Source organism: Enterobacter sp. NFIX58, assembly GCF_900110475.1.
Lineage (GTDB): Bacteria > Pseudomonadota > Gammaproteobacteria > Enterobacterales > Enterobacteriaceae > Enterobacter > Enterobacter quasiroggenkampii.
In genome coordinates this window covers 219,636-237,601 of sequence record NZ_FODW01000004.1, presented here as the reverse complement: position 1 = coordinate 237,601, position 17,966 = coordinate 219,636, and the positions used below count along the sequence as shown (strand labels likewise).

General features: G+C 53.3%; 13 protein-coding genes. 11 read left to right on the top strand and 2 right to left on the bottom strand.

The window, feature by feature from the left end; genetic code table 11:
• Nucleotides 1-161 precede the first annotated feature (161 nt).
• The 4 genes from BMW97_RS17450 to yjiA all read left to right on the top strand — a co-directional run bounded on the left by BMW97_RS17450 (nt 162) and on the right by yjiA (nt 4,688).
• Nucleotides 162-1,079: a helix-turn-helix transcriptional regulator gene (locus BMW97_RS17450; RefSeq protein WP_045907709.1), complete on the top strand. Its 918-nt coding sequence runs from the start codon at nt 162-164 to the stop codon at nt 1,077-1,079.
• 191 nt (nt 1,080-1,270) lie between these two features.
• Nucleotides 1,271-3,424 (top strand): carbon starvation CstA family protein, encoded by a 2,154-nt coding sequence (locus BMW97_RS17445; RefSeq protein ID WP_024908297.1) that lies wholly within the window; start codon nt 1,271-1,273, stop codon nt 3,422-3,424.
• 96 nt (nt 3,425-3,520) lie between these two features.
• Entirely contained in the window at nt 3,521-3,724 is a 204-nt protein-coding gene (locus BMW97_RS17440; RefSeq protein WP_003856610.1) for a YbdD/YjiX family protein, read from the top strand.
• A 10-nt stretch (nt 3,725-3,734) separates the two neighbouring features.
• Nucleotides 3,735-4,688 carry a GTPase gene (gene yjiA, locus BMW97_RS17435; protein ID WP_045907708.1) on the top strand — a complete coding sequence of 318 codons (954 nt, stop codon included), beginning with the start codon at nt 3,735-3,737 and terminating at the stop codon, nt 4,686-4,688.
• Between the two features lie 68 nt (nt 4,689-4,756).
• Here the strand turns inward: yjiA and BMW97_RS17430 are convergent, their stop codons facing one another.
• Nucleotides 4,757-6,115: an esterase-like activity of phytase family protein gene (locus BMW97_RS17430; RefSeq protein ID WP_045907707.1), complete on the bottom strand. Its 1,359-nt coding sequence runs from the start codon at nt 6,113-6,115 to the stop codon at nt 4,757-4,759.
• Between the two features lie 411 nt (nt 6,116-6,526).
• On the opposite strand from BMW97_RS17430, the gene BMW97_RS17425 reads away from it, so the two are divergent.
• Nucleotides 6,527-7,072 carry a YfaZ family outer membrane protein gene (locus BMW97_RS17425; protein WP_024908300.1) on the top strand — a complete coding sequence of 182 codons (546 nt, stop codon included), beginning with the start codon at nt 6,527-6,529 and terminating at the stop codon, nt 7,070-7,072.
• Between the two features lie 175 nt (nt 7,073-7,247).
• Here the strand turns inward: BMW97_RS17425 and BMW97_RS17420 are convergent, their stop codons facing one another.
• Complete coding sequence (locus BMW97_RS17420; protein ID WP_045907706.1) at nt 7,248-8,618, bottom strand: NAD-dependent succinate-semialdehyde dehydrogenase; 1,371 nt, start codon at nt 8,616-8,618, stop codon at nt 7,248-7,250.
• A 151-nt stretch (nt 8,619-8,769) separates the two neighbouring features.
• On the opposite strand from BMW97_RS17420, the gene BMW97_RS17415 reads away from it, so the two are divergent.
• From BMW97_RS17415 to BMW97_RS17390, 6 genes are all read left to right on the top strand, one after another.
• Nucleotides 8,770-9,513, top strand: coding sequence for a helix-turn-helix transcriptional regulator (locus tag BMW97_RS17415; RefSeq protein WP_045907705.1), 744 nt, complete (start codon nt 8,770-8,772; stop codon nt 9,511-9,513).
• Between the two features lie 47 nt (nt 9,514-9,560).
• Nucleotides 9,561-10,208, top strand: coding sequence for a LysE family translocator (locus BMW97_RS17410; RefSeq protein ID WP_090393045.1), 648 nt, complete (start codon nt 9,561-9,563; stop codon nt 10,206-10,208).
• A gap of 101 nt (nt 10,209-10,309) precedes the next feature.
• The gene (locus BMW97_RS17405) at nt 10,310-11,491 is read left to right on the top strand and encodes a restriction endonuclease (RefSeq protein ID WP_045908109.1); all 1,182 of its coding nucleotides are present in this window, start codon (nt 10,310-10,312) and stop codon (nt 11,489-11,491) included.
• A gap of 49 nt (nt 11,492-11,540) precedes the next feature.
• On the top strand, nt 11,541-13,160 hold the full coding sequence (locus BMW97_RS17400; RefSeq protein WP_045908108.1) for a class I SAM-dependent DNA methyltransferase: 1,620 nt from the start codon (nt 11,541-11,543) through the stop codon (nt 13,158-13,160).
• Nucleotides 13,150-14,571 (top strand): restriction endonuclease subunit S, encoded by a 1,422-nt coding sequence (locus BMW97_RS24350; protein WP_045908107.1) that lies wholly within the window; start codon nt 13,150-13,152, stop codon nt 14,569-14,571. The genes BMW97_RS17400 and BMW97_RS24350 overlap by 11 nt, the downstream gene beginning before the upstream one ends.
• 96 nt (nt 14,572-14,667) lie before the next feature.
• The gene (locus BMW97_RS17390) at nt 14,668-17,931 is read left to right on the top strand and encodes a type I restriction endonuclease subunit R (RefSeq protein WP_090393043.1); all 3,264 of its coding nucleotides are present in this window, start codon (nt 14,668-14,670) and stop codon (nt 17,929-17,931) included.
• Nucleotides 17,932-17,966: the final 35 nt, after the last annotated feature.

Genomic DNA, 17,966 nt, shown 5'->3' with positions numbered 1-17,966 from the left:
CTTTTTTCCGGCCAGCGCCGCTTTCTACAAAAACTCCTAAGGTTTCCGCTAAATCACGCCGTTATATACCCATAAGAGAAATTTTCTGTGCCTGAATACTGACAGGTTGTGTCAGTGCACCCGCATCATTCAGCGCATGCCTATATATACAGGATGACCTTATGGCTAAAACGACGCGGAGCCGCTCGGCTGAACGTCTGGTCGATATTCTCCTTGAGCTACATTTAAACGGTGTGGTAAACCGCAGTGCGCTAATGGAGAAATTTAAAATTACCGAGCGCACCGTCTATCGGGATTTAAATGCACTCTCCCCCATTGTTGAACATACCGGTAACGGGCTATATCGTCTGATTCATTCTGCACAATCGCCCGGCGGACAAGGATTGCACCACACTCTGGCTAACTTTCTGAATGCCGACAGCTTTTTCCCTGAAAGAAATACGGAATTCTGGCAAAAGCTTGAAACGCGCGTAGACGAAAACCATATTCTTATTCTTGGTAATGAAGCGGAACACACGTTAGAACGCGATATTCGCCGTCATTTAACGAAAGTCGAGAAATCGATTAAAAACCATAATGTTTGCCAGATCGTTTATAAGGGCAAAACCCGCCTGATTAATCCCTATAAACTCATTAACAAAAAAAATATATGGTATTTACAAGCCACCGAAAATAGCCGACTGAAATCCTTCTCATTGAGCCAGATTAGCTGGTTTGATATTCAGAAAACGACCTTCACTCCCGAAGAAAATGTCCTTGAGCTGCTGGAAAAAAGCCTTGACCCTTGGGTGTCCGAAGATACTTTCGCGGTGAAAATATTCATTAAAGATAATATTTCACATTACTTCCTGCGCCGCGATCTTCTGCCGGAACAGGAGCTGCTGGAGGAGCAACAGGGCGGCGTCACGCTGCGCTGCCAGGCGGCCCACGAGAATCAGATCCTGCCGCTGCTGTTCTACTGGCTCCCCCATATTCAGATACTGGAACCAAGCTGGCTGAAGGAGAAGCTCATCAGGACGCTGGAAAGCTATCTGGCCGTGGAGCGTACCCCGAATAATCAAGTGATCTCAATCACATAATTTAGCCCACTGGCGGCGAGCCGAAACCGCTCGTCGCCGCCTTTGACCGCTCACCCGGCACTTTCAACCACTCATTCATTTACCGTCCTTTACACGCGCGAGGATCTGGCACGATCGCTCCAGCATTAATCAATACCTCCTCACAACGAACCCTGACCCTTTTTTCTTTACATAAAAAACCAGGTCTTACTATGGATACTAAAAAACTACTGAAGCACGTGCCCTGGGCCTTACTCGGGATCCTCGGCGCTTTTTGTCTGGCGGTTGTCGCATTACGCCGGGGCGAACACGTAAGCGCCCTGTGGATCGTGGTCGCGTCGGTTTCCGTCTATCTTGTGGCTTATCGCTACTACAGCTTATACATCGCGCAGAAGGTCATGAAGCTCGACCCGACGCGTGCCACCCCGGCGGTCATTAACAATGACGGCCTGAACTACGTGCCAACCAACCGCTACGTGCTGTTTGGTCACCACTTTGCCGCGATCGCTGGTGCGGGCCCGCTGGTCGGCCCGGTACTGGCCGCGCAGATGGGCTACCTGCCGGGTACGCTCTGGCTGCTGGCGGGCGTGGTGCTGGCGGGTGCGGTGCAGGACTTTATGGTGCTGTTTATCTCTTCTCGCCGTAACGGCGCCTCTCTGGGTGAGATGGTCAAAGAGGAGATGGGCCGCGTGCCGGGAACTATCGCCCTGTTCGGTTGCTTCCTGATCATGATCATCATCCTTGCGGTGCTGGCCCTGATCGTGGTGAAAGCGCTGGCCGAAAGCCCGTGGGGTGTCTTCACCGTCTGCTCTACCGTACCGATTGCGCTGTTCATGGGGATCTACATGCGATTCCTGCGTCCGGGACGCGTGGGTGAAGTGTCGGTGATTGGTATCGTGCTGCTGGTCGCCTCCATCTACTTCGGCGGCGTGATTGCGCACGACCCGTACTGGGGCCCGGCGCTGACCTTCAAGGACACCACTATCACCTTCGCGCTGATTGGCTATGCGTTTATCTCCGCGCTGCTGCCGGTCTGGCTGATTCTGGCCCCGCGTGACTACCTGGCCACCTTCCTTAAAATCGGCGTTATCGTCGGTCTGGCGATCGGCATCCTGCTGATCAACCCGGATCTGAAAATGCCTGCGGTAACGCAGTACATCGACGGTACCGGCCCGCTGTGGAAAGGCGCCCTGTTCCCGTTCCTGTTCATCACCATTGCCTGCGGTGCGGTCTCCGGCTTCCACGCCCTGATCTCCTCCGGTACCACGCCTAAGCTGCTGGCGAACGAGAAAGACGCACGTCTGATCGGCTACGGCGCGATGCTGATGGAGTCCTTCGTAGCGATCATGGCGCTGGTTGCCGCGTCCATCATCGAACCGGGTCTGTACTTTGCGATGAACACCCCACCGGCGGGTCTCGGCATCACTATGCCTAACCTGCATGAGATGGGCGGCGACAACGCGGCGCTGATTATGGCGCAGCTGAAAGACGCCAGCGCACACGCGGCGGCGACCGTCAGCTCCTGGGGCTTCGTGATTTCGCCTGAGCAGATCATGCAAACCGCGAAGGACATCGGCGAACCGTCCGTGCTGAACCGCGCCGGTGGCGCACCGACGCTGGCTGTCGGTATCGCACACGTGTTCCACAAAGTGCTGCCGTGGGCGGACATGGGCTTCTGGTACCACTTCGGTATTCTGTTCGAAGCGCTGTTCATCCTCACCGCGCTGGACGCCGGTACCCGTGCGGGCCGCTTCATGCTGCAGGACCTGCTCGGTAACTTCGTGCCGTTCCTGAAGAAAACCGACTCTCTGGTGGCGGGCATTCTGGGTACGGCGGGCTGCGTCGGCCTGTGGGGCTACCTCCTGTATCAGGGCGTTGTCGACCCGCTCGGCGGCGTGAAGAGCCTGTGGCCGCTGTTCGGTATCTCTAACCAGATGCTGGCTGCCGTGGCGCTGGTGCTCGGCACCGTGGTACTGGTGAAGATGAAGCGCACCAAATACATCTGGGTCACCGTGGTTCCTGCGCTGTGGCTGCTGCTCTGCACCACCTGGGCGCTTGGCCTGAAGCTGTTCAGCGCCAACCCGCAGCTGGAAGGCTTCTTCTTCATGGCTAACCAGTACAAAGAGAAGATTGCCGCAGGCGGCGCAGACCTGACTGCCCAGCAGATTGCCAATATGAACCATATCGTGGTGAACAACTACACCAACGCGGGTCTGAGCATTCTGTTCCTGGTGGTGGTGTACAGCATTATCTTCTACGGCATCAAAACCTGGTTGAAAGTGCGTAACGCTGAAGGCCGTACGGACAAAGAAACCCCGTACGTACCGGTGCCAGAAGGCGGCGTGAAGACCTCTTCACACCACTAACACAATGGCGGGTGGCGCTGCGCTGACCCGCCCTACAACGGTACTGTAGGCCCGGATCGCTGCGCGCCACCGGGCTTTTTCTTATCAGGACACGTTATGTTTGGTAACTTAGGCGAAGCAAAAAAATACCTCGGTCAGGCGGCGAAAATGCTGATTGGCATTCCGGACTATGACAACTACGTTGAGCATATGAAGACCAACCATCCGGATAAGCCATACATGACCTACACCGAATTCTTCCGCGAGCGTCAGGAAGCGCGCTACGGCGGAAGTGGAGAAGGCGGCGTCCGCTGCTGCTAAAGGAGAGACCATGACCCCGATTGCCGTTACCCTGCTGACCGGTTTCCTCGGCGCCGGTAAAACTACCCTGCTGCGCCACATTCTCAACGAGCAGCACGGCTTCAAAATCGCCGTCATCGAAAACGAATTTGGCGAAATCTCCGTAGACGACCAGCTGATTGGCGATCGCGCCACGCAGATCAAAACCCTGACCAACGGCTGCATCTGCTGCACCCGCTCTAACGAGCTGGAAGACGCCCTGCTGGACCTGCTCGACAGCCGCGATCGCGGTGAAATCGACTTTGACCGTCTGGTGATCGAGTGCACCGGCATGGCCGACCCTGGCCCGATTATTCAGACCTTTTTCTCTCACGAAATCCTTTGCCAGCGCTACCTGCTGGACGGCGTCATCTCCCTGGTCGATGCGGTCCACGCGGACGAGCAGATGAACCAGTTCACCATCGCCCAGTCTCAGGTGGGCTACGCCGACCGCATCCTGCTGACCAAAACCGACGTGGCGGGCGAAAGCGTTAAGCTTCGCGAGCGCCTGACGCGCATCAACTCCCGCGCGCCAATTTACACGGTGACGCACGGCGATATCGACCTGTCTCAGCTGTTCAACACCAACGGCTTTATGCTGGAGGAGAATGTCACTGCGAAACCGCGCTTCCACTTTATGGGAGACAAGCAAAACGACGTGGCGTCAATTGTGGTGGAGCTGGATTATCCGGTGGATATCAGCGAGGTTTCGCGCGTGATGGAGAACCTGCTGCTGTCGTTTGCCGACAAGCTGCTGCGCTACAAGGGGATGCTGTGGATTGACGGCGAGCCCAACCGCCTGCTGTTCCAGGGCGTGCAGCGCCTGTACAGCGCCGACTGGGACCGACCGTGGGGCGATGAACCGCCGCACAGCGTGATGGTGTTTATTGGTATACAGCTGCCGGAAGAGGAGATTCGGGCGGCGTTTGCGGGTCTGAAGAAATAGCCTCCCCGCTTAACTATGCGCTCCGAACAATCCCCTCTCCCCTATGGGGAGAGGGGTGAGCGGTAAACTTATTTCACCGCCTCCGGCAGCGTCACAATCCACAGCTCGCTGTCGGACTCCGGCTTCTTCAGCGGCTTCACGCTGAGCGTGGTTTCCACCGGTTTATCATCCAGCGTCAGCTTGCCTTCCGCGTTTACCCGGTAATCCTTGAGCTTCTTGCCCTCGACCGGGTTTTGCATCGCGACCTTCACGCCAAAATCGTTATCGTTCGCCACCGCAAGCGTTTTGCTGTCGATCAGCGCCAGCCCTTCAGCCTTCTCCTGCTGCCAGCCCAGCGCGCGGAGATCGACCACCTGCGTTTTTGACGCAAGGGTAATGCCGCGCTGCGCCAGGGTTTTCTCATCATCAAATTCCGGGTACTCGCCCGGCTTGTCGAAGGCGGAAAGATCGCTCGCCTTGCTGAGATCCACCTTGTAAATCAGGTTACGCATCCCGTCGTTTTTATCGCTTCCCTGCTCAATCAGCAGGATGTGCTGATTATCGAGCGCCACGATGTCGCCGATTTTGGCATCGCTGTTTTTGTCGTAGGCCGCGCTGTCGATAGAGTAACCGTACATCGCGGTTTTGCCGGTCGCTGGGTCAAAGCTCACCAGACGGGTGAAGAGCGCCTGCTTTTTGCTCTTACCGTCGATGTCCAGCGTGCTTTGCACGGCGGCGATAATGCGTCCGTCCGGCATCCGGGTCAGGCCTTCAAAGCCCCGGTTGGGCTGGCGCCATTTGATGATGTTTGGCAGACCGCCCGCGATGGATTTTTCCCCTTCCGCGGCCTGCGGCCCGTGGATCGCGAGGATCTTGCCTTTGCTGTCGACGTTAATCAGGAACGGGCCGTACTCGTCGCACAGCCAGTAGCCGCCTTTGCCGTCCGGCGTGATGCCTTCCGTATCCAGTCCGCGGTTGTCACCCTTGAGCGTCTTTAAGGTATCGCTGAACGCCACTTCATTGGTGGAACCAATCACGCCGCTTTGCAGCGGCAGACCGTTAATCTCGCCTTTATCGTCATGCAGCGGGCGGGCATCAACCGCCTCCGCTTTGCCGTTCTGGACGCGGATGGTCATCAACAGCGGCGCGAAATCTGGCGTGACAAATATTTTGGCTTCGTTTTTACCCATTTTTGGCGCATCGGCGTTGGGACCGCGATCGGTCACGGTCGCAAACGTCAGGGCATCGCCCTGCTTGCCCGTAAATAGCAGGCCAGAACCAATCCCCACCGGGAGCCCGTTCGGAAACGCATCGGCAAACGCGCCGCTGTATTTCACATGGGAGCCCTCAGGGAAGCTGACGACATAGCGCTCAGCGGTAGGCTGTGCCGCCAGGCCAGAGAAAGAGAGCGCACAACCGATAAGCACAGGAATAATTTTTCTTTTCATATTGTTAGCATCCAGTAAGTGAAGCCAACAACGTAAAGAATAAACGTGTCAGAAAAATGACATGGAAAGGCAATCGGCATGGGCGAGTGAACGTATATTCATTGCCCGGAAATGTAAGGTTATGTTGTATTGTGTGTCATCTGAAATACTTTTGGAAATTATTAGAAACTCAATTAATTCGCCTCTAATCACTATCCCTTCCTCGTTCAGTTTATGTTTAGTCAAAAAATTAAACGGTGCCTAAACGTCCGAACATCACGCGTTGACACCTCGACAATCAAACATCGATGCAACATTTCAAATAAAAAAGTTAACAATACCAGTATAAAACAGCGATCTTCATCACATTTGCAGTCATAAACATCGCTTGTTAAGGTGCCTCCAGATGAATTTAATGACGAGGCATAAAACATGAAAAAACTGAATATCCTTCTTCTTTCTGCTCTGACCGCCCTCTCGGGTTCCGCTCTGGCAATGGGCGGCAGCATTGAGCAGGGTAAAAACTTTACCAACCTCAACCTCGAAATGGGGAAATCCTCATCCGGCCTGTATGCCGAAAGCAACTGGCTTAAAAACACCGATGACGGTACCCAGACCGGCGGCGTGGGCGCAGGCTACAACCTGGAAGTGGGCCCGGTAATGCTGAATGCGGGTGCCAAAGCCATCTACATCGGCCCGAAAAAAGGCGATAACGGCGTGGCGTTCCCGATCGGCGGCGGCGTAAACGTTGCCCTGACCGACAGCATCCACGTGTACGGTGAAGGCTACGTGGCGCCAGAAGGGCTGAACAACAGCGTGAAAAACTACGTGGAAGCCAACGGTGGCGTAAGCTGGACGCCGATCGCGCCGGTGACCCTGAAAGTGGGCTACCGCCACGTGAGCGTTGATGGTAAAGACGGTCGTCCGAACCACACGCTGATTGACGGCGCATATGTAGGCGGTGGAGTGTCCTTCTAAGACTGTGTGTGCGTTTCGCCCGGCGGCGCTACGCTTGCGCGGGCCTACAATCAAAGGGGCAATATATTAAAATTGTTGCACATTGTAGGCCGGGTAAGCGCAGCGCCACCCGGCAAGAAAGGCGATGACATTGTTCTTAGTAAACCTGCCGGCTGGCAGGTTTTTTTATGACCTCTTACTGACGCACCACCACCAGCTTCTGGTTCACAAACTCTTTGATCCCCAGATCCGACAGCTCGCGTCCGTAACCGGAGCGCTTCACGCCGCCGAACGGCAGCTCTGGCGCGGTATCGGTAAGCCAGTTGATGTACACCATCCCGGTCTCGATCCGCGACGCCATTTTCTTCGCACGCTCGATATCCTGACTGAATACCGCCCCGCCCAGGCCGTAGTGGGAGTCGTTCGCCAGCGCGACCGCCTCGTCGTCGTTTTTCACCACGTACATCTGCGCTACCGGGCCGAAGAACTCTTCGAAGTACGCCGGGTTGTCGCGCGAGATGTTCGTCAGGATCGTCGGTTCAAAAAAGCTCCCATCGCGCTGCACCGGCTTGCCGCCATAGTGCAGCGTCGCGCCGTTTTTCACCGCCTCGTTAACCTGTTTGGTCAACGTTTCTAGCGCATCTTTCGACGACAGCGGCCCCAGCGTAGTACTTTCGTCCAGCGGATCGCCAATCTTCACCTGCTTAAACGCCTCGGTGAATTTGCTCAGGAAGGCATCCGCGATCTTTTCATGCAGGATAAAGCGCTTCGCCGCGGTACAGACCTGCCCGGCGTTGTTGAGACGCGCATTCACGCCAGTCTTGACGGCTTTGTCCAGGTCCGCGTCGTCCAGCACCACGAAGACGTCGTTACCGCCCAGCTCCAGCGTGGATTTCTTAATGTGCTTCGCCGCCTGTGCGGCCACCACACTACCGGCTTTTTCGGAGCCGGTTAATGCGGCACCCTGCACGCGATCGTCGGCAATGATGTTTGCCACCTGCTCGGACGAAATAAACAGGTTAGTCCATGCCCCTTCCGGCGCGCCCGCCTCGCGGACCAGGTGGGCAAAGGTCTCGGCGCAGTGCGGCACGATGCTGGCATGCTTGGCGATCACCGGGTTGCCCGCCGCCAGGTTTGGTGCCAGGACACGCATCAGCTGGTAATACGGGAAGTTCCACGGCTCAACGGCCATCAGCACGCCGATGGGATGATGCTCCACCCACGCTTCCCCGAGTTCGGATTGATACTTCACCGGGGCCAGGAACTGCTTCGCGTTGTCAGCATAATAGCGGGCGATCTGCGCGCACAGCTTCACTTCGCCGCGGCTCTGTTCGATGAGCTTACCCATCTCCTGGCTGGCGATTTTCGCCAGATCCTCGGTGCGCTCGTCGATCAGATCGGCAAGCTTATGCAGCACCGGCAGGCGCTGGCTGATGTCGCCTTTCGCCCAGTCCGAATGGTAAAGCGCATCGGCCGCTTTCAGCGCCGCGTCGATATCCGCGTCGGTATGTGAGGGGTATTCTTTGATGAGCTGGTTAGTGGCAGGATTTACTGTCTGATAAGCCATGTCGAATCTCCTTGTTTTACCGCTTAGGGTATTAAGGGTAGTCAACATGACTGGCCGTGGACGTAAAGTTGGGTATATCCGGAAGGTTCTTAATGAAGCGCTGCCAGACGGTTCGCTGACGTGGTATAAAAAACGTCCAGAAGGAGGGCATATGACCGTTACCCGACACATCCGGCAGACTTTTCACCGCGCCTCAGGCCTTGAGCTGCGCAGCACGTGGCAGAGCACGCAGGCGTACAAACGCCACAGTCACCCTCAGCTCTCTATCGGCGCGATTATGGAAGGCCAGACCTGCTGCATTTGTCATGACAAAGAATACATCCTTAACCCCGGGGACCTCATCGTGATCCCGGCCTCTGCGCCGCACAGCTGCAACCCCGTCGCCGGGCAACCGCGCAGCTACCATATGCTCTATATCGATACCGATATTCCTCTGGCGCTCCAGGTGATTCGCGACCCTACGCTGTTTAAGCGCTACCTTGATATTGTTGAGATGATGTCGCCTGTATCCGTGGACAGGCTGCTTTCAGCCCTGCCCCGCTGCGTGGAAAACGCAGATGCGCTTCGCTCAACCAGTCAGCACGTGCGGCAGGCGTTTCTTGCCGACCTGACCGCACCGCCTTCCCTCGACGAACTTGCCCAACGATTCTCGCTGCGCAAGGAGACGCTGATCCGCACCTTCCGGCAGGATACCGGCCTGACGCCGGGCAGCTTCCTCAACATCTCCCGCGTGGAGTTCGCCAAAGCGCGGCTACGTGCCGGGGACGACATCGCCGACGTTGGCTACCAGAGCGGCTTTGCCGACCAGAGCCATTTTCATAAGACTTTCGTCAGCTATACCGCCGCCACGCCGCGCCAGTACGCGACGGGCCGATCAATATCAGACAATAAATAACGTTGGCATCACCGTAGCCTGACCTCAGATTGTTAACCGAGGTTGCTATGGAACTGTTCTTCCCTTCTGCTTTTCTCGCCCTGGCGCTAGCGCATTTTGTCGCCCTGTTAAGCCCGGGTCCGGACTTTTTCCTGCTGCTGGGCTACGCGGCGCGCTACCGACTGCGCGGCAGCGCTGGATTGTGCGTCGGCATCGTTGCGGGCAACGGGCTGTATATCTTACTGGTGATTATCGGCTGGAGTGCGCTGCGCCAGTTTGCGTGGCTGTTTACGCTCATCGAGTTATCCGGCGCACTGTACCTGCTGTGGATCGGCTCGCATCTGGTGCGCAGCCAACCGCAGGCGATGAGGCTGAATGAAACCCATCAGCGCTGCCCTTCTCTGCGCAAGCAGATCCTGCTGGGGCTCGGCTCGGCGCTGCTTAATCCGAAGAACGCGTTGTTCTATCTGGCGCTGATGACGTCGCTACTGGGGCCGAACGTGACGCTGCTTCAGCAGGCAACGTGCGGCGTCTGGATGGTGATGGTGGTGCTGGCGTGGGATCTGGCGCTGGTGTCGCTGATGGGGTTATCGTCGGTGCAACAGAAGCTCAGCCGTGCGCTGTGGCTGATAGAGCGCACGGCGGGGGTGGTGCTGATGGGGTTTGGCGGGTGGGTGCTGTGGCGGCTGCTGGAAAATAGTGTATTGCCCCTATAGAAAGCAACGCCTTTATTACCTTACAAAATAAGTGACTTAGCTATTAGTATTTATTCCCTGACGTGGCAAGCTAACGCCACAGCAATCGTTAAGGGAACAACGTGAAAAATTACAAAGTCATTACGCCACTTTTTCCAACCTATGCGCAGGTTCAGGCAATGATGAAAGCCGTCTCCGGCTATTCAGTGAATTCTGTACGTAACATGATCAGCGCGATTCAGGAACAAACCGGCACGCCGCAAAACCCGGTCGACTGGTCCGAACCTGATATGTGGATCAACGAACGCCTGAAAGGCGAAGACGCTGAGATCGCGCTGCGAATATGGAATCAGGATAGCCACATCCTCAATCCGCGCCATAGCTACGGTAGCTATTTGTTTCTAAACTCTTCTGTCTTTGAACTGATGGAAACGACGCCGAAAGATACCTGGGTCCCCACCCAGCACGGTCAGCAATTTCTGAATAATGATGATGCCACGTTACGCACGCTGGACGATAAAGAAGGGTTACTGCAACTTCTTGAACTCCTGGCGGGACGTGAAATGTCCCGTCGTGCTGACTTACTCCCGGAATGGCAGGCTTTCTTACACCAGCATTCAAAGTTCGCGTCTACCAGCTCCATCAAAAGCACCCTCTACTCGCGCCTCTATAACCTGATCGATCGCGATATGGTCGCCCGGGAAGGGATGAGTTACTACATCACCGATAAAGGCCGGGCATGGTTAGCGAATGCCTTACCGGCCCGCAAAGCCGACCCACGAAAAGAACTTCTGGACGCGGTGAAGCGCTACAACCAACAGCAAAAAGAGCAGCTTCGCGAACAAATCAGCACCATGAATCCCTACAAGTTTGAGCATTTGATTGCTCAACTTCTGGAGGCAATGGGTTATGAACAGGTGGAAGTGACAAAAGCATCGGGCGATAAAGGCGTCGATGTCGTCGGTAGAGTACAGGTGGGCATTACCACTATTACGGAAGTGGTGCAGGTTAAGCGTATGCAGAGCAATATCACCCGTCCTGTAATCGACCAGTTACGCGGTGCGTTGCCTTATCACAGTGCAATCCGGGGCACACTGATCACCACGGGGCGTTTTGCCGGCAACTGTGAAAAAGCGGCTCTGCATCCCGGTGCCGCACCGATTACCTTGATTGATGGTGACCGTCTCCTTGAACTGCTGATTGAGAATAATGTCGGCATTCGACGCAGCAACGCGGTCGAGCTGCTGGATGTGGATTTACAGCTTTTTGATGAGCTGGAAGAGGGATTAAAAGGCGAAATTTAACGTCTTAATCGCTACAATAGACGCCAAATTTTTCCTGATTGAGTTCATCATGGCCAAAGCACCAACGAAAAAAGCCAAAGCAAAGAAAGGCTTTGAAGATACTTTATGGGATACCGCGAACCAGCTTCGCGGTAGCGTGGAATCCTCCGAGTACAAGCACGTGGTGCTGAGCCTCGTGTTCCTGAAATTTATCAGCGATAAGTTCGAGGCCCGTCGTCAAAAAATGAAGGACGAAGGCCAGGGAGACTTCCTGGAAATGGAAGTCTTTTATCAGCAGGACAACATCTTCTACCTGCCGGAAAAGGCGCGATGGTCGTTTATCAAACAGAATGCCAAGCAGGATAACCTCGCCGTTTTGATTGATGACGCCCTTTCTACTATTGAGAAGCGCAACCCGACGCTGAAAGGCGCGCTGCCGGATAACTACTTCAGCCGTCAGGATCTGGAAACCAAGAAGCTGGCGTCGCTGATCGACACTATCGACAATATCGAAACGCTAGCACATGAAACCGATGTTGAAGCGCTGTCGAAAGAAGATCTGGTCGGCCGCGTGTACGAATACTTCCTCGGCAAGTTTGCCGCCACCGAAGGCAAAGGCGGTGGTGAGTTCTATACGCCAAAATGCGTGGTGACGCTGCTGACCGAGATGCTCGAACCGTTCCAGGGTAAAATTTATGACCCCTGCTGCGGCTCGGCGGGGATGTTTGTCCAGTCGGTGAAGTTCGTCGAAAGCCACCAGGGGAAAAGCCGCGATATCGCCCTGTACGGTCAGGAGCTGACGGCCACCACCTATAAGCTGGCGAAGATGAACCTCGCGATTCGCGGCCTGTCAGCCAATCTTGGCGAACGCCCTGCGGACACCTTCTTCAGCGATCAGCACCCGGATTTAAAAGCTGACTATATTCTGGCGAACCCACCATTTAACCTGAAAGACTGGCGTAACGACGCCGAGCTGACCAACGATCCGCGCTTTGCAGGTTACCGCACACCGCCAACCGGTAACGCCAACTACGGCTGGATTTTGCATATGCTCTCCAAGCTGTCGGCCAACGGCACCGCCGGTTTTGTGCTGGCAAACGGCTCCATGAGCTCCAACACCAGCGGCGAAGGCGAGATCCGCGCGCAGATGATCGAAAACGATCTGATCGACTGCATGATCGCCCTGCCCGGCCAGCTGTTCTACACCACCCAGATCCCGGTCTGCCTGTGGTTTATGACCAAATCGAAGGCGGCCGATCCTGCCAAAGGCTACCGCAACCGTCAGGGTGAAACGCTGTTTATTGATGCGCGTAATCTCGGCACCATGATGAACCGCACCACCAAAGAGCTGACGGCGGACGATATCGCCACCATCGCCGACACCTACCATGCGTGGCGCAGCACGCCGGAAGAGCTGGCCGAGCGTGTTAAGCGCGGCGACAGCAGGCTGGCGCAGTACGAAGACCAGGCCGGGTTCTGCAAGGTCGCGACTATTGAAGAGATCAAGGCTAACGACTATGTGCTGACCCCGGGCCGCTATGTCGGTGCTGCTGAGCAGGAAGATGACGGCGTGGCGTTTGAAACAAAAATGCGTGAATTGTCGCAGACGTTGCTTGCGCAGATGAAGCAGGCGGAAGAACTGGATAAAGCAATTCGCCAGAACCTGGAGGTGTTGGGTTATGGAGAGTAAGTGGATAGAAGTATCACTGGGAGAGATTTCTGAAAAAATCGGTGATGGAATTCATGGAACACCGGTTTATAACGATTCGGGTAACTATTATTTTATAAATGGGAGTAATTTATCTGATAACTCAATAAAAATAACCGATACAACTAAGCGAGTTGATCATGATGAATTTTTGAGACATCATAAAGAATTGGGTGATAACACTGTGTTAGTCTCCATAAATGGTACCATAGGAAACACAGCTTTATATAATAATGAAGATATAATCTTAGGTAAAAGTGCTTGTTATATAAACTTAAAAGATAGCATTAGCAAACATTTCATACTCTATATACTTTCTGGTTACTTATTTCAAGAATATATTCAAAGATGCTCAACCGGAAGTACAATCAAAAACGTATCGTTAAAAATGATGCGTGATTTCAGATTTCTAATGCCTGAATCGAAAGAAGATCAGGAGAAAGCTGTACATATAATACAAAAAATTGATGAGAGAAAAAGATTAAGTAACGCTCAAAACCAAACCCTTGAACAAATGTCCCAAACCCTGTTCAAATCTTGGTTTGTGGATTTCGACCCCGTGATTGATAACGCGCTGGATGCGAGAAACCCAATCCCGGAAGCGCTGCAATCTCGCGCCGAACTGCGTCAAAAAGTACGCAAAAGTGCAAATTTCAAACAACTTCCAGCGGAAGTTCGTGCACTGTTCCCGGCTGAATTTGAAGAAATGGAGTTGGGTTTAATCCCGAAAGGCTGGAAATTTTCAAATGTTGATAGCTTACTAAAAAATACAATTGGTGGTGACTGGGGAAGTGATTCAGAGGATGAAAAACATACAACCCAAGCTGTGATTGTACGTGGAACAGACATTCCGGAGTTAATTTCCGGAAAACTAAGCTCTGCGCCATATCGATGGGTTGAACCGAAAAAGCTTGAAAAAAGAAGAATTAATGTCGGTGACATTATCATTGAAGTTTCAGGTGGGAGTCCAACACAGTCGACTGGCCGCTCAATTTTCATGACTGAACAGATCATTGATCGATTAGGCGGTGTTATCGAACCTGCAAGCTTTTGTCGCAAATTCGAGCCGTTATCTGTAGAACTTGGGCTAATCATTAGTTTGCATCTGAGCAAAATATATAATGATGGGAAAATGTGGGAATACCAAAATCAAAGTACAGGTATCGCTAATTTTCAGACAAAATATTTTCTTGAGGCTGAACAGATAGTCATTCCAAGTGTTCAAGTCATTAATGCTTTTTATCGTATCGTTATGCCATGGATTGAAAAATCGCATAATAATGAGCAAATCATCTTGGGTAACCTCCGCGACACCCTGCTCCCCAAACTCATCTCCGGCGAGCTGTCCCTGGAGGATCTCCCCGACCTCATCAAACAAACCGAAGCCGCATAACGCATTTTTGCCCCTGTAAAATAAGGGGCTTTCTGGTAAGGTTTTCTCTTATTACAGGAACCCTTACCAGAAAACCAGCCAGGGCCGGAGCGGGATATGCATCTCTCATTCAGTGAAGCGAAGTTAGAACAGGCAATAATTGAACTGCTACAGGAGCAGGGTTACCAGCACCTGACAGGCGACAATGTGCCGCGTTCCAGCCTCGATCAGGTGATTATTGAAGACGATCTTCGCCACTATCTCGCTGCTCGTTATCAGGCTGACGGTATTACGGAAGACGAAATCCAGCGGCTGATTAAACAGTTCACCACCCTGCCCGCTTCCGATCTCTACGAAAGCAATAAGATCTTTTGCACCTGGCTGGCCAATGGCCTCCTGTTTAAACGCGACGATCGTCAGCAGAAAGATCTCTATATCGAACTGCTCGATACCCGGCTCCTGCCTGCCGCATTGCGTGAGTTATTCGATAGCGAAGAGGTACCACTGCAACAGGCTGCTGAAACGCCAGCAAGCTATCTTATCCAGCCGCTGAACCGCATTAAGATCGTTAATCAGCTGACCATCACCGGCAAAGAAAACCAGCCGCGCATTCCGGATGCCATCCTGTATATCAACGGCCTACCGTTAGTGGTGTTTGAATTTAAAAGCGCGGTGCGAGAGCAGGAAGCCAATATTGGTGATGCGTATAAGCAGCTATGCACCCGCTATCGTCGCGATATTCCGCAGCTGTTTGTCTATAACGCGCTGTGCATTATCAGCGACGGCGTCAATAACCGCATGGGCAACCTGTTCGCGCCGTATGAGTATTTCTACTCCTGGCGTAAAGTCACCGGTAATGAAAACCGCGAGCAGGACGGCATCCCTTCCCTGCACTCTATGATTCAGGGGCTTTTTCACCCGGTACGCCTGCTGGATGTGATTAAAAACTTTATCTGCTTCCCGGATAAAGCCAAACACGAAGTTAAAATCTGCTGCCGCTATCCGCAGTACTATGCCGCGCGCAAGCTCTACTACAGCATTGAGCGAGCGCGTAAACCTTACGGCAACGGTAAAGGTGGCACCTACTTTGGCGCCACGGGCTGCGGTAAGAGCTACACCATGCAGTTCTTAACCCGCCTGCTGATGAAAAGCGTCGAGTTTGCCAGCCCGACCATCGTGCTGATCACTGACCGTACCGATCTGGACGATCAGCTCTCCACGCAGATGTGCAATGCCAAAAATTATATCGGTGACGATACCGTAGAACCCGTCACCAGCCGCGACGATCTGCGGGAAAAGCTGGCCGGTCGTAACAGCGGCGGCGTCTTCCTGACCACCATCCATAAATTTACTGAAGACACCGAATTGCTCTCCGAGCGAAACAACGTCATTTGTATCTCTGACGAAGCGCACCGCAGCCAGGTCAACCTGGATCAGAAAGTGATCGTTGATAAAGAGAGCGGCAAAGTACGCAAGACCTGGGGGTTTGCCAAATATCTGCACGACTCGCTGCCAGCGGCCACCTATGTCGGTTTCACCGGGACGCCTGTAGACGCTACGCTGGATGTCTTCGGCGCGGTAGTGGACAGTTACACCATGACCGAATCCGTTCAGGATGAGATCACGGTACGCATCGTCTATGAAGGCCGGGCTGCAAAAGTGATCCTGGATGCCAGCAAGCTGGAAGAGGTAGAGAAATATTACGAAGAGTGCGCTAACGCGGGAACCAATGAGTGGCAAATCGACGAAAGTAAAAAAGCCAGCGCTACCATGAACGCGATCCTCGGTGATGAGGATCGCCTGAAGGCGCTGGCGGAAGACTTTGCTAAACACTATGAAAAGCGCGTCGCTGAAGGCTCAACGGTGAAAGGTAAGGCCATGTTTGTCTGCGCCAGCCGGGAAATTGCCTGGGATTTGTATCGTCAGTTAAAAGACTGTCGTCCGGCGTGGTTTGAGGTCAAACAGGCCCCTGAAGGGGTTGTGCTTACCGAGCAGGAGCAGAAAGAGCTGCCACCGTCCGAAATGGTCAAGATGGTGATGACGCGAGGTAAAGACGATGATGCCAAACTGTACGACCTGCTGGGCAGCAAAGAGTATCGTAAAGAACTGGATAAACAGTTCAAAAATGCAAAGTCGAATTTCAAAATCGCTATTGTGGTCGATATGTGGCTCACCGGTTTCGACGTCCCGGAACTGGACACTATCTATATCGATAAGCCGCTGCAAAAACATAACCTTATCCAGACCATATCCCGTGTTAACCGCAAGCTGGAAGGAAAAAGCAAAGGCCTGGTGGTGGACTATATCGGCATCAAGCGCCAGATGAACCAGGCACTGGCGATGTATTCCCGCATTGATGCCACCAACTTTGAGGACATTCAGCAGTCGGTCATTGAGGTGAAGAACCATCTCGACCTTCTATCGCAGGTGTTCCACGATTTCGACAGCCGCGCTTACTTTACGGGAGAGCCTCAGGCTCAGCTGGCATGCCTGAATCAGGCGGCAGAATTTGTCTTGCGTAAACAGAAAATAGAACGTCGCTTTATGGGACTGGTGAAGCGCCTAAAGGCGGCCTACGATGTCTGCTGCGGCAGCGAGGCGCTATCGCAGACAGAGCGAGACCGTATCCATTTCTATCTTGCCGTGCGCTCTATCGTCTTTAAGCTGACCAAGGGGGATGCTCCTGACGTTACCCAGATGAACGCCCGAGTGCGAGAGATGATTTCTGACGCATTAAAAGCAGATGGCGTGGAAGAGCTGTTTTTCCTGGGCGATAAGAAAGCAGAATCGATCGATATTTTCGACGAGGATTATCTGGCGCGTATTAATAAGATCAAGCTGCCCGCAACAAAGATCCAGCTTCTGCAGAAACTGCTGGAGAAAGCCATCAGCGACTTTAAAAAGATTAACCAGCTTCAGGGGATCAACTTCACTCGCCGTTTCCAGTCCATTATGGACAAATATAACGAGCGCCGGGAAGACGACGTGCTGAACGGTGAAGAGTTTGAACGTTTCAGTCAGGAAATGACCGACATTATCTATGATATTAAAACCGAAATGGGCACTTATGCAGATTTAGGGATTGATATTGAAGAGAAAGCGTTTTACGACATCCTGGCGCATATGCGAGACAAGTATCAGTTTACCTATGAAGACGACAAGATGCTGGCGCTTGCAAAAGAGATGAAAGCAGTGGTTGATAACACGTCGAAGTACCCAGACTGGAGTAAACGCGATGACATCAAAGCCAAACTTAAAGTTGAGTTAATTCTTTTACTGCATAAACATAAGTTCCCTCCTGTAGCAAACGACGAGGTCTATCTGGGCGTATTGATGCAGGCAGAGAATTTTAAAGAAAATATGGGCTCGATAAAAATGTAATATATCAAATGATTTTGGAAAAACTGTTCTTCCGG

Bases quoted from the DNA above. Each gene is read 5' to 3' on its own strand.
- BMW97_RS17450 (WP_045907709.1), top strand. From the start codon at position 162: ATGGCTAAAACGACGCGGAGCCGCTCGGCTGAACGTCTGGTCGATATT.
- BMW97_RS17445 (WP_024908297.1), top strand. From the start codon at position 1,271: ATGGATACTAAAAAACTACTGAAGCACGTGCCCTGGGCCTTACTCGGG.
- BMW97_RS17440 (WP_003856610.1), top strand. From the start codon at position 3,521: ATGTTTGGTAACTTAGGCGAAGCAAAAAAATACCTCGGTCAGGCGGCG.
- yjiA (WP_045907708.1), top strand. From the start codon at position 3,735: ATGACCCCGATTGCCGTTACCCTGCTGACCGGTTTCCTCGGCGCCGGT.
- BMW97_RS17430 (WP_045907707.1), bottom strand. From the start codon at position 6,115: ATGAAAAGAAAAATTATTCCTGTGCTTATCGGTTGTGCGCTCTCTTTC.
- BMW97_RS17425 (WP_024908300.1), top strand. From the start codon at position 6,527: ATGAAAAAACTGAATATCCTTCTTCTTTCTGCTCTGACCGCCCTCTCG.
- BMW97_RS17420 (WP_045907706.1), bottom strand. From the start codon at position 8,618: ATGGCTTATCAGACAGTAAATCCTGCCACTAACCAGCTCATCAAAGAA.
- BMW97_RS17415 (WP_045907705.1), top strand. From the start codon at position 8,770: ATGACCGTTACCCGACACATCCGGCAGACTTTTCACCGCGCCTCAGGC.
- BMW97_RS17410 (WP_090393045.1), top strand. From the start codon at position 9,561: ATGGAACTGTTCTTCCCTTCTGCTTTTCTCGCCCTGGCGCTAGCGCAT.
- BMW97_RS17400 (WP_045908108.1), top strand. From the start codon at position 11,541: ATGGCCAAAGCACCAACGAAAAAAGCCAAAGCAAAGAAAGGCTTTGAA.
- BMW97_RS24350 (WP_045908107.1), top strand. From the start codon at position 13,150: ATGGAGAGTAAGTGGATAGAAGTATCACTGGGAGAGATTTCTGAAAAA.
- BMW97_RS17390 (WP_090393043.1), top strand. From the start codon at position 14,668: ATGCATCTCTCATTCAGTGAAGCGAAGTTAGAACAGGCAATAATTGAA.